General features: G+C 30.1%; 11 protein-coding genes and 1 tRNA gene. 5 read left to right on the top strand and 7 right to left on the bottom strand.

Going from position 1 to position 12,447, the window contains the following annotated elements:
- Positions 1-65 precede the first annotated feature (65 nt).
- Positions 66-431, top strand: a complete 366-nt coding sequence (locus L8X28_RS02585; RefSeq protein ID WP_220566684.1) for a histidine triad nucleotide-binding protein — start codon at positions 66-68, stop codon at positions 429-431.
- A gap of 16 nt (positions 432-447) precedes the next feature.
- Here L8X28_RS02585 and pckA read toward each other — a convergent pair whose 3' ends face one another.
- Genes pckA through L8X28_RS02560 form a run of 5 tightly spaced genes read right to left on the bottom strand, consistent with a single transcriptional unit; the run spans position 448 to position 7,913 of the window.
- Entirely contained in the window at positions 448-2,022 is a 1,575-nt protein-coding gene (gene pckA / locus L8X28_RS02580; RefSeq protein WP_263665442.1) for a phosphoenolpyruvate carboxykinase (ATP), read from the bottom strand.
- Positions 2,023-2,032: 10 nt separating this feature from the next.
- On the bottom strand, positions 2,033-3,811 hold the full coding sequence (locus L8X28_RS02575; RefSeq protein ID WP_263665441.1) for a biotin/lipoyl-containing protein: 1,779 nt from the start codon (positions 3,809-3,811) through the stop codon (positions 2,033-2,035).
- Positions 3,812-3,869: 58 nt separating this feature from the next.
- Positions 3,870-5,204 (bottom strand): sodium-dependent transporter, encoded by a 1,335-nt coding sequence (locus tag L8X28_RS02570; RefSeq protein ID WP_263665440.1) that lies wholly within the window; start codon positions 5,202-5,204, stop codon positions 3,870-3,872.
- 9 nt (positions 5,205-5,213) lie between these two features.
- On the bottom strand, positions 5,214-6,551 hold the full coding sequence (locus L8X28_RS02565) for a sodium-dependent transporter (RefSeq protein ID WP_263665439.1): 1,338 nt from the start codon (positions 6,549-6,551) through the stop codon (positions 5,214-5,216).
- A gap of 9 nt (positions 6,552-6,560) precedes the next feature.
- Positions 6,561-7,913, bottom strand: a complete 1,353-nt coding sequence (locus L8X28_RS02560; protein WP_263659756.1) for a sodium-dependent transporter — start codon at positions 7,911-7,913, stop codon at positions 6,561-6,563.
- 194 nt (positions 7,914-8,107) lie between these two features.
- On the opposite strand from L8X28_RS02560, the gene L8X28_RS02555 reads away from it, so the two are divergent.
- The 4 genes from L8X28_RS02555 (at position 8,108) to L8X28_RS02540 (ending at position 10,371) form a co-directional block, all read left to right on the top strand.
- The gene (locus L8X28_RS02555) at positions 8,108-8,431 is read left to right on the top strand and encodes a F0F1 ATP synthase subunit C (RefSeq protein WP_012661906.1); all 324 of its coding nucleotides are present in this window, start codon (positions 8,108-8,110) and stop codon (positions 8,429-8,431) included.
- Between the two features lie 29 nt (positions 8,432-8,460).
- Positions 8,461-8,546, top strand: a tRNA-Leu gene (locus L8X28_RS02550).
- A gap of 30 nt (positions 8,547-8,576) precedes the next feature.
- Positions 8,577-9,011: a hypothetical protein gene (locus tag L8X28_RS02545; RefSeq protein ID WP_263659757.1), complete on the top strand. Its 435-nt coding sequence runs from the start codon at positions 8,577-8,579 to the stop codon at positions 9,009-9,011.
- Between the two features lie 64 nt (positions 9,012-9,075).
- Complete coding sequence (locus L8X28_RS02540) at positions 9,076-10,371, top strand: methyl-accepting chemotaxis protein (protein WP_263659758.1); 1,296 nt, start codon at positions 9,076-9,078, stop codon at positions 10,369-10,371.
- Between the two features lie 11 nt (positions 10,372-10,382).
- Here the strand turns inward: L8X28_RS02540 and L8X28_RS02535 are convergent, their stop codons facing one another.
- Both L8X28_RS02535 and L8X28_RS02530 read right to left on the bottom strand, forming a co-directional pair.
- A complete protein-coding gene (locus L8X28_RS02535; RefSeq protein ID WP_263665438.1) occupies positions 10,383-11,546 on the bottom strand; it encodes a metal-dependent hydrolase in 1,164 nt (387 codons plus the stop codon).
- Positions 11,543-12,445, bottom strand: a complete 903-nt coding sequence (locus L8X28_RS02530; protein ID WP_263665437.1) for an NAD(P)H-dependent glycerol-3-phosphate dehydrogenase — start codon at positions 12,443-12,445, stop codon at positions 11,543-11,545. The genes L8X28_RS02535 and L8X28_RS02530 overlap by 4 nt, the downstream gene beginning before the upstream one ends.
- Positions 12,446-12,447 lie beyond the last annotated feature (2 nt).

Here is a 12,447-nt window from a genome sequence, read left to right as displayed (position 1 = left end):
TTTTTTAAACATTCTAATGTAAAATTATTTAAAATTAGCAAAAATAATAAAAAAAGGACTACTAAATGAGAGAAAAAACCGTATTTGAACTAATCGTAGAAGGAAAAATCCCTGCTAATAAAGTTTTAGAAAGTGAAAAATTTTTAGCTTTTCATGATATCAATCCTAAAGCACCTATTCATATTTTAATCATTCCAAAAGAACATTTTGAAAACTTTCAAGAATTAAGACCTGAATTAATGAGCGAAATGACACAATTTATCCAAGAACTAGCTACTCTTTTAGGACTTGATAAAAGTGGGTATAGATTAATCACAAATTGTGGAAAAAATAGCGGACAAGAAGTTTTTCATTTACATTTTCATATGTTAGGTGGATTTGAGCTTCCAAAAAATAAAGAAACCCAAATCAATCCTCAATCTTTATTCTAAAAAGAGCTAACTCTTTTTAGATAGCAGGACCAGCTAGTTTAAATTCTGCTCCTTCTTTTACATCTTCATAGCGTTTGAAATTTTCTATAAACATTTTTGCAAGCTTTAATTTAGTTTCTTCATAAGCTTTTTTATCCTCCCAAGTATTAACAGGGTTTAACAACTTACTTTCTACACCTGCTAATTCTTTTGGAACTGCAAGATTAAATAAATCATAGTTTTCAAACTCACAATTTTGTATGCTACCATCTAAAATCGCATTAATGCAAGCTCTAGTAGCTTTAATGCTCATTCTTGTACCTACACCATAAGCTCCACCGCTCCAACCGGTATTTACCAGATAAACATTTACATTATGCTTGCTGATTTTTTCGCCCAAAAGTTTTGCATAAACAGTTGGGTGTAATGGCAAAAACACTTCTCCAAAACAAGCTGAAAAAGTCGCAACAGGTTCGGTAATGCCTCTTTCAGTACCTGCTACTTTAGCAGTATAACCACTTAGAAAATAATACATTGCTTGTTCTTTACTAAGCTTACTAACCGGAGGTAAAACACCAAAAGCATCCGCTGAAAGGAAAATGATATTACTAGGATGACCTGCACTAAGGCTTGGCTCGTGATTTAAAATATGCTCTATCGGATAAGAAACTCTAGTATTTTCAGTTTTAGAACCATCATTGAAATCAACGCTTAAATCATCTTTTAAAACTACATTTTCTAAAAGTGCATTTTGCTTTATAGCTCCATAAATTTCTGGTTCACTTTGAGGATCAAGGTTAATACATTTTGCATAACAACCTCCTTCAAAATTAAACACACCCTCATCATCCCAACCATGCTCATCATCGCCTATTAATTTTCTTTTTGGATCAGTTGAAAGAGTAGTTTTACCTGTACCACTAAGCCCAAAGAAAAGCGCTACATCACCTTTTTCTCCAACATTAGCACTACAATGCATAGAAAGTTTATTTTCTAGTGGAAGCCAATAATTCATCATAGAAAAAATTCCTTTTTTCATCTCTCCACCATACCAAGTTCCACCAATTACTGCTATATTTTTTTCTATGTTAAAAATGACAAAAACCTCTGAATTTAAACCATCTTTTTTATAATCTTCATTAATACATTTGCAAGCATTATACACCACAAAATCAGGTTTAAACTCACTAAGTTCTTCTTCTTTTGGACGAATAAACATATTTTTTACAAAATGTGCTTGCCATGCAATTTGAGTTACAAAACGCACAGCTTTACGACTTTTTAACGAAGCTCCACAATATGCATCTTGGATATAAATATCACTATTACTAAGTTGTTTTTTAGCTTTTGCTAAAAGCTTTTCAAATAATTTCTCACTAATAGGCTGATTAATCTTACCCCAAGCAATGTATTTTTGCGAAGGATCTTGTTTTACAAAATATTTATCTTTAGGACTTCTTCCAGTAAAAATTCCTGTATCTACACTAAAGGTACCATTTTTAGTACATACACCTTCATTATTGTTTTTTTCGTGCTTTAAAAGCTCATCATAACTAAGATTGTGAAAAACTTGTCCGATATTTTCTAAGCCTAAATTTTCTAAACCTTTCATCTTTACCTCCTTATTTATAAGTCATTAAAACTTGACCTTCACTTACGCTCTCACCAGCATTTACTAAAAGTTCTGCAATTTCTCCATCTTTACTTGCACTAATCTCAATTTCCATTTTCATAGCTTCAAGTACAGCTACAACTTGACCTGCCTTTACACTATCATTTTCTTTAACTAAAATTTTAAATACATTTGCATTCATACTTGCAACAATAGCATTATCACTTACTTGAGTTTTTGCAACTTTTGCATTATCTGCACTTACTTTTACAGCACTTTTAACATTAACATCTCTATCAAAACCTGCACTTACTTCTACATGGTATTTGTTACCATTAACTGAAACGGTAAATTGATTTTCATCGATAAGACTTGATTTTAATTTGCTATTTTTTCTAACATTAACCTTAGCTTCGCCTTTTAAGAAAGCTATGCCTTTTTCTTTACAAGCTGCAACGATAAAAATATTTTCTTCACTTGTTTCTAAATTTTCTTTTTCTAATAAGTTTTTAATATAAGCTATACTTTTGCTCTCATCAGCATCAGCAATATCTGTGGCTAATTTTGTAGTTGGTTCTAATTTTAATTGCTCGCTTGCAAGCTTAATTACTTCAGGATCTGGAGCAACGGGAGTTTTTCCAAAATATCCTAAAACCATTTTTCCATATCCATCTGCAATTTTTTTCCAAGGACCAAACATTACATTATTAAAAGCTTGCTGGAAATAAAACTGCGATACAGGAGTAACAGAAGTACCATAACCACCTTTTTCTACTACTTCTTGCATAGCTTTTATAACTTGAGGAAATTTATCTAAAATATTATTATCTCTCATCATTTGTGTATTAGCAGTTAGTGCTCCACCCGGCATAGGTGAAAAAGGTATTAAAGGATTCACCGCCGTTGCTTCAGGTGGTAGAAAATAATCTTTTAAACAATCTTTTAATACTTCTTCGTATTTTAAAATTTTTTCTTCATCTAAACCAAGATCAAAATTGCTTCCTTTTAGAGCATGAAGCATTGTTAAAATATCAGGTTGAGAAGTACCGCCACTAACAGGAGCTGCAGCTAAATCTATACCATCAACACCTGCTTCTAAAGCCGCTAAATAGCATGCTATGCTTACCCCTGCGGTTTCATGCGTATGTAATCTTATATGCATATTTTCAGGCAGGTTTTTTCTAGCCATTTTAATAACTTCATAAATTTTATTTGGATTTGAAGTTCCGCTTGCATCTTTAAAACAAATACTATCAAAAGGAATTTGAGCTTGTAGAATTTCTTTTAAAATTCTTTCATAAAATGGCACATCATGCGCACCTTTACATTTTGGAGGTAAATCCATTAAAGTAATGGTAATTTCATGTTTTAAACCATGTTTAACTATACATTCTCCACTAAATTTTAAATTATTTACATCATTTAATGCATCAAAATTTCTTATTGTAGTTGTGCCGTGTTTTGCAAACATTTTTGCATGCAAATTGATAATTTCTTTACTACCTGTATCAAGTGCTACGGTATTAACCCCTCTTGCAAGAGTTTGTAAATTTGCATCTTTTCCAACGATGGCTCTAAATTTGTCCATCATTTCAAAAGCATTTTCGTTCAAATAAAAAAATAAACTTTGGAATCTAGCTCCACCACCAAATTCAAAATGCTTAATATCTGCTTCTTTAGCTGCTTCTAGGGCAGGAAAAAAATCATTCATTAAAACTCTAGCACCATAAACAGATTGAAAACCATCCCTAAATGTGGTATCCATCACATCAATTAACTTTTTAGCCATAATTTTTCCTTATTTTTACATCTTTGCAATTATAACTCTACTTTCTTAAAAAATAAATTTATAAAATTTGATTTAACATAATGATAATAATCGCAATAGGTGCAACAAATCTAAGTAAAAAATACCATACTTCAAAAATACTTCTACTCATAAACTTAGAAAATAAATTGTAAATTTTTATTTTTTCCACAAAAAATCCTACGAAAATAGCACTTGCAATAGCTCCAAGTGGGAGCATAAAATTAGAAGTTAATTTATCTAAAATATCAAAAAAACTTAAACCAAAAAAACTAAAGCTAGCCCCATAATTAGCACTAAAAGATAAAATACAACTCATTCCCAAAAGAAAGACTACAAAGCCTATAAAAACCAAAGCTTTTTTTCTTGAAATTTTATATTCATTTACAAGATAAAAAGTAAAAGGTTCTATCATAGAAACTGCTGAAGTAATCCCTGCAAAAAATAAAGCTAAGAAAAAATAAAAAGCTAAAAAATGTCCAAAGATAGCACCTAAATTAGAAAATAAAGTTGTTAAAGATATAAATACAAGCCCAGCTCCTTCTGCAGGATTAGCATTAAATTTAAATATAAAAGTAAATACAATAAGTCCCATCATCAAACCTATACTGATATTTAAAAGCACAATTATGGCCGAACTTGTAATTAAATTTGTATCGTCTTTTAAAGAGGCTGCATAAGTGGTAATACAACCTATACCTAAACATAAAGTAAAAAAAGCAAGACCTAAAGCTGTTAAAACAGAGTTTAAACTAAGCTTGGTAAAATCAGGATAAAACAAATAAACAAAAGCTTCCTTAAAACCATCTTGAAAAAAACAATATACTAGCATTAAAACAAGCATAATAAACAAACTTGGCATAATCCAAACATTAAGTTTTTCTATACCGCTTTTAACCCCTCTTGAAACAACAAACAAGGTAAGAAAAAAAGCAATTAAAAAATACAAACTACTTTCTAAAATACTATTTTGTATTAAATTTCCAAATAAAGCTCCTGCTTCTTGAGTATTACTAGGTAGATAATAAATCGAAGTTATCATATATTTTAAAACCCAACCCATAATAACAAGATAAAAAGATAATACAAAAATTCCACCGAGCATAAAAAATCCAGCAAATTTCCATTTTTGAGCATATTTAGTTGCTAAGCTTTTATAAGCATTTACAAGATCACTCTGACTTAATCTTCCCATAGCAATTTCAGCCAAAAATACACAAAATCCTATACTAATAGTCAAAAGTAAATACAAAAGTACAAAAGCAAAACCACCATTTTGGCCTACTAAGGTTGGAAATTTCCAAGCATTTCCAAGCCCTATAGCTCCACCTGCTACTGCTAACACAAAACCTATTTTAGAAAATTTATCATTCATTTTAATACCTTAGAAAAAAAGCTGTCTAGCCATGATTAAAATAACCGCTAATGGAGAAATGTATCTTAAAAAGATATACCAAATTTCAAAATATATCCCACGCATAAATGGGTAAAATAAAGTTTGTAAAGCTTCTTTTTTAAGCACAAAACCCACAAAAAATGCTGTAATTAAAGCAGAAATTGGCATTAATAAATTTTGTATGAAAAAGTCTAAAATATCAAAAAAACTTTTCCCAAAGAAATTTAAACTTGGTGCGCTTACATGATAAAAAGAAAGTATAGATAAACTTCCAAGAAAATAAACAATCATACCCACAAAAACCAAAGCTTTTTTTCTTGAAATTTGATAACGATTTATAAGATAAAAAGTAAAAGGTTCTATCATAGAAATAGCCGAAGTAATCCCTGCAAAAAATAAAGCTATAAAAAAGGCTATGGCTAAAACATTTCCCAAAAACCCTAACTTTGCAAAAAGCGTTGTTAATGATATAAATATAAGTCCTGGACCTTGTTGAGTAGGATCGGCTCCGAATTCAAATATAAAAGTAAATACAATAAGTCCCATCATCAAACCAATGATAGTATTAATAATGATAATATTTAAAGCACTGCTTATAAAATTTGTTTTATCAGGCAAGCTTGCTGCATAAGTTAAAATCACACATACACCCAAAGACATACTAAAAAATGCAAGCCCTAGTGCGTCTAATATAGAATTAACACTTAATTTTGAAAAATCAGGTACAAATAAAAACTCACTTGCTTTAGAAAAACCATCCATACTAAAAGAATATCCAAGCATTAAAATAAGCAGTATAAATAAGCTTGGCATCATCCAAACATTGAGTTTTTCTATACCACTTTTAACACCTTTTGATACTACATAAAAAATTACCATAAACACAAAAGTAAAACATATAAATTGAGATAAAACATCATTAGAAAGTAAATTTCCAAAAATAGCGCCTGCTTCTTTTGTATCTTTAGGTAATTCAAAAAACCCAAAATAAGCATATTTTGCTATCCAACCTATAACAACACTATAAAAAGACACTAAAATAATAGCACCAAGCATAAAAAATCCCGCAAATGACCATGCCTTTTTATTTTTTGGCGCTAAAGTATAATAAGCATTTACAGGATCTTTTTCACTAAGTTTTCCTATGCTAAGTTCAGCCAAAAATATCACAAAAGCCACACCCAAGGTTAAAAGTAAATATACCACCACAAAAGCTGAACCGCCATTGTTACCCACTAAAGTTGGAAATTTCCAAGCATTTCCAAGTCCAACAGCTGAACCTGCTACCGCTAATACAAAGCCTATTTTAGAAAATTTTTCATTCATCTTTTAACCTTAAAAAAATAATTGTTTTGCCATGATTAAAATCACAGCTAAAGGCGAGATATATCTTACAAAAAAATACCAACACTCAAAGTATTTACCCCTCATATAAGGATAAAATAAAGTTTGTAAAGCTTCTTTTTTAAGCACAAAACCTACAAAGATTGCACCAAATAATCCACCTAAAGGCATCATTAAATTTGAAGCAATAAAATCTAATATATCAAAAAAACTTTTTCCAAAAAATTCTAAAGAATCTTTACTCCACTCAATTCCTGATAAAATACACAAACTTCCCAAAAAATACACAATGAAAGCTATAAAAATCAAAGCTTTTTTTCTTGTAAAATTATAAGAATTGATTAAATAAAAGGTTAAAGGTTCTACCATGGAAACTGCTGAAGTAATCCCTGCAAAAAACAAAGCTATAAAAAAAGCCACAGCTAAAATATTTCCTAAAGGTAAAAAGCCAATTGGGTCAATATTTGAAAACAAACTCATCAAAGATACAAAAATCAAGCCTGGGCCTTGTTGAGCTGGATCTCCATTAAATTCAAATATGAAAGTAAATACAATAAGTCCCATCATAATACCAATAATAATATTAATAATGATAATGTTAATAGTGCTTGTAATAAAATTTGTTTTATCAGATAAACTTGCAGAATAAGTTATAATCGAACCAACTCCAATAGATAAAGAAAAACAAGCAAGTCCTAATGCACTTAAAAATGCTCCTACACTAAGCTTAGAAAAGTCCGGAGAAAATAAAAACTCACTTGCTTTAGAAAAACCATCCATACTAAAAGAATATCCAAGCATTAAAATAAGCAGTATAAATAAGCTTGGCATCATCCAAACATTGAGTTTTTCTATACCACTTTTAACACCTTTTGATACTACATAAAAAATTACCATAAACACAAAAGTAAAACATATAAATTGAGATAAAACATCATTAGAAAGTAAATTTCCAAAAATAGCGCCACTTTCTTCTATACTTTTTGGTAAAGGAAAAAACCCAAAATAAGCATACTTAACAATCCATCCTATTATCACGCTATAAAAAGAAACAATCAAAATAGCACCTATTAAAGAAAAACCAACTATAGACCAAGCTCTTTTATGTTTTGGAGCTAAAGTATAATAGGCATTTACAGGATCTTTTTCACTAAGTTTTCCTATGCTAAGTTCAGCCAAAAATATTACAAACCCTACCCCCAAAGTCAAAAGCAAATATAAAAGTACAAAAGCTGAACCTCCATTTTGTCCTACCAAAGTTGGAAATTTCCAAGCATTTCCAAGTCCAACAGCTGAACCTGCTACCGCTAATACAAAGCCTATTTTAGAAAATTTTTCATTCATAAAGATAACCTTAAATTTATAAAACTATAAAAATTTTTAATGTAGCTAAAAAAAACTTTAATTTATTTTAAAATATATAATATTAATTTAAATTTCAATAATTTTAAAGTTATATTTGTATATAATTTCGCTTTTATAAATCACGAGTAGGGATACGCAAGCCGAAAGGATTTAAATTTTTACAAGGAAAAACTATGAAAAAAATCGTATTTTTAATGCTAGCTTTAAGCGGTTTTGCATTTGCAGCTGAAGGTTCTATGAATCAATGGTTAGCTTCTTTTTCTATCTTAGCAGCAGGTTTAGGACTTGGTGTTGCAGCTTTAGGTGGAGCTATCGGTATGGGTAATACTGCAGCAGCAACTATAGCAGGTACTGCTAGAAACCCTGGTCTTGGTGGTAAATTAATGACTACTATGTTTATTGCTTTAGCGATGATTGAAGCTCAAGTTATTTATGCACTTGTTATTGCTCTTATCGCTCTTTATGCTAATCCATTCCAAGCATTAGTAGCAGCTTAAAATTTTCAAAGCCCTCTTGTGGGGCTTATGCGGTTATGGTGGAATTGGTAGACACGCCATCTTGAGGGGGTGGTGCGCTCAGCGTGTGCGAGTTCAAATCTCGCTAACCGCACCATTTTTATTTTTTAAGGATTATCAAAACAAAATGACTTTCTACATTTTAGTCAGTGCAATAGCTTTTTTAATTCTTTTTTTTGCCATAAAAAAATATACTCTAAAACTAGATGAACAAGCCTTACTTGAACCTATTAAAAATGATATTTATCCTGAATTTTGTGATCTAATTAACGAAGAGATAAGAAATATAAAAAATAATCTTTTGCAAAATACCTTTACACTCCAAGATGAAAATTATAAAGATGAATTTTTAGAGAATTTAAGCAATATGAGTAGAAAACTTAATCATATCCAAACAATGAATTTAAGTAAAAGAAATAATGCTTTGTGGGAAGAAACACTTTTTGGATTTTTAAAAGAGCTTGAAGAACTTAACAAACAATATCTAAATGACAATGAGAAAATTAACGATGAAATAAGAAATTCTCTCCAAGAAAAATTTTATAATTTAACAAAAAGCTAATATAAATAAATTATTTATTTTAAAAAGCACTATATAATTCCGAATTATTTTATAAAGGGGTTTTATGTTTATCAACAAGAAAAAAATTAATGAACAAATTACTCAATTAGAGCAATCTAATCAAGCTTTTCAAGATATACTTAATGCTATTAGCAAAACTATGGCCATGATAGAATTTCAAACAGATGGAACTATTATTAATGCTAATGAAAATTTTCTAAAAACTATGAATTACTCTTTAAATGAAATCAAAGGTAAACACCATAGTATGTTTTGTTTACCAGAGGTTGTAAAGTCGCAACGCTATGTTGATTTTTGGAGAGATTTAAAAAGTGGTATATCAAGAAATGGGCTTTTTAGACGTATTGCAAAAGGCGGGAAAGATATTTATCTTGAAGCCAATTATCTTCCTATTTTAGATCAAAATAATGAAGTGTATAAGGTTATTAAATTTGCAAATGACATTACTCAAAGAAACTATGAAATGCTTGATCTAAAAAACACCATAGATGCTGCTAATCGTTCTATGGCTATTATTGAATTTAATCCTTATGGAGAGATTTTAAATGCTAATGAAAACTTCACTCAAACCATGGGTTATTCACTAAGTGAAATCAAAGGAAAACACCATAGTATGTTCTGCGAGGAAAAATTTAGAAATTCCAAAGAATATACAATTTTTTGGGAAGAGCTAAGAAGTGGTAAATTTCAATCAGGAAAATTCATACGCTTTGGTAAAAACAACAAACTAATCCATTTAGAAGCAAGTTATAATCCTATCAAAAATGATGATGGAGAAATTTACAAAGTTATTAAATTTGCAACAGATATTACCGAACAAGTTGTAAGAGATGAGGAAAAATTAAAGCTCATTAGTGAATTAGCTGAACAAAATGACAATCTCACTCAAGAGGGCGATAGTGTTATAGAAAATACGGTTCAAAATATTCAAGGCATTGCTGATATGATGAACAATAGTAGCAATCTCGTATCATCATTAAATGAGCAATCAGAAGAAATTAAAAATATTATTCAAACCATTAGCGATATAGCCGATCAAACCAATCTTTTAGCTCTAAATGCGGCTATTGAGGCAGCACGTGCAGGTGAGCATGGTAGAGGTTTTGCTGTTGTTGCTGATGAAGTTAGAAATCTAGCTGAAAGAACTGGACATTCAGTAAATGAAATCACTACTACCATTAATTCTATCAGAAATGTAACAGCTGAAGTTGTACAAAGCATTAAAGATGGCTTAAGTGGCGTAAATCAAAGCGTGGATTTAGCCAAAGAAGCTAGAGAATGTATGGAAAAAATTAGAAATAGTTCAGCTCAAGTAGCTCAAGCTATGCAAGATAAATAAAAGTTTTTAGCTTAAAGGCTAAAAACTTTTCCTGCTATAAAACTTTTTTCTACCTTACCTTGCAAGATATCATTTGCATATAAACCTTCTCCATTAAAAGAAAGTTTTTCATCAAATACAACTAAATCAGCATCAAAACCAAGTTCTATTTTACCTTTATTTAATCCTAAAAATTGCGCTTGATTATAGCTTGTAAAACCACATAATTCTTTCCAAGTTAAGATACCTTCTTTTACTAAATATGTAAAACATAAACTCATATATATAGCTATGGCATTAACTCCAAAATCTGCTCCATCAAAAGCCAAATCTTTTTTAGTGTTAGGAGTATGCAAAGAACTTAAGAAAGTAATTTTCTTATCTTGAAGCAACTTTTTAAGATTTGCTACTTCATCTTTTGTTCTTAATGGAGGTAAAATTTTTGCTTGAGTGTTAAAATTTTCACAAGTACTTTCATCTTTGATTAAATGATGGATTGAAATTTCACTATATTGATCATGCAATAATTCAAACGATCTTGCAATTGCTAAAGAGCTAAAACAAGCTTTGTTTTTATAAAATTTCACTAGTTCTTTCATTTTTGCCACTTCACTAGTTTCAGCTATATTACTAATTCCTATAAGTCCTAATTCAAAACTTATTTGTCCATCGTTCATTACTCCATGATCGTCAAAACTCTCATCAAAACACTTTAAAAATACAGGGGTTGATTTCATATTGGCATATTGCATACATTGTCTTAAATAATTTGCTCCTAAAGTACTTGAAAGCTCTAAGCCTTTTGCGCCCATATCAATTAAGGTAGCAATATTTTTTAATTTTTCTGTTTTATCTAATACATTAATAGTAGGTAAAACATTAATATCTAAAGATTTTAATTTATCAAAATAAAGCGCATAACCTTGAGTATTAGCTTCTAAACTATCTTTTAAAACAATAGTCCCTACCCCACCTTTTAAGCATGCTTTTTCAAGATCATATAATTTATCTATACTAAATTCATTATCAAGCAAACCAACATTTAAATCAATAAACGAAGGAAGTAAAGTTTTGCCTTCTATATCAACAATATACTCATCATCATTTAAATCATTAGCAATTTGAGTAATTTTCCCATCTTCTATTTTAAGATCAAGCTTTTGCTCGCCATAAATTTTTGCATTTTTGATGATCATAATATTTCCTCCTTTGATGACATCAAATCTTTTAAAGATTCCCAAGCATTCTTACCCTCTAGCATTAAGACTACTTCGTTAACAATCGGGGTATAAATTTGAAATTGTTTCGATAAAGAATGTATAGCATAAGCGGTTTGCACTCCTTCAGCTACCTCGCCAAGTTCCATTAAAATATCTTTTATATTTTTGTCACTAGCCAAACTCAAACCTACTCTATAATTTCTTGATAAGTTGCTTGAAGCTGTTAAAAATAAATCTCCAGCCCCACTAAGCCCTAAAAATGTTTCTTCTTTAGCATTAAAAAATTGTCCAAAGCGGTGCATTTCCACTAAACCTCTTGAAACTAAAGAAGCTCTTGCGTTATTGCCTAAATTTAAACCATCGCAAACTCCACTTGCAATTGCTAAAACATTCTTATATGCACCACAAATTTCAGCGCCTTTAACATCAGAACTTGTATAGGTTTTAATATAATTTGGAAAAAAACTTGCAAATTGATTACAAAGCTCTTGATTTTTACCACTAACAACCAAAGCACAAGGTTTTTTTTCTAAAACTTCACTTGCAAAAGAAGGACCACTTAAAAAACAAAGTCTATCACTACTTATGAACTCACTAAAAACCTCATCCATAAATTTTAAACTTTTGCAATCAATACCCTTAGAAGCTACAAGAATTTTTTGATTTAAATCTTTAAAATTATTTGCAAGCCATTCATGTATTCCTTGAGCATATAAAGCAAAAACTAAATATTCATATTCTAGAGCTTCTTTGGTGCTAACAAAATAAGAAAGATCTTTTTCGTGAAAAGAAGTTATTACGCATTCATTTTTAACGCTCAATGCATCATATAAAGCACTTCCCCATTTTCCTGCACCAACAACTGCTATTTTCATAA

Origin of the sequence: Campylobacter sp. CNRCH_2016_0050h, assembly GCF_025772605.1 — a bacterium.
In the GTDB taxonomy this organism is placed as follows: domain Bacteria; phylum Campylobacterota; class Campylobacteria; order Campylobacterales; family Campylobacteraceae; genus Campylobacter_D; species Campylobacter_D lari_D.
This window is presented reverse-complemented; position numbering and strand designations above follow the sequence as displayed.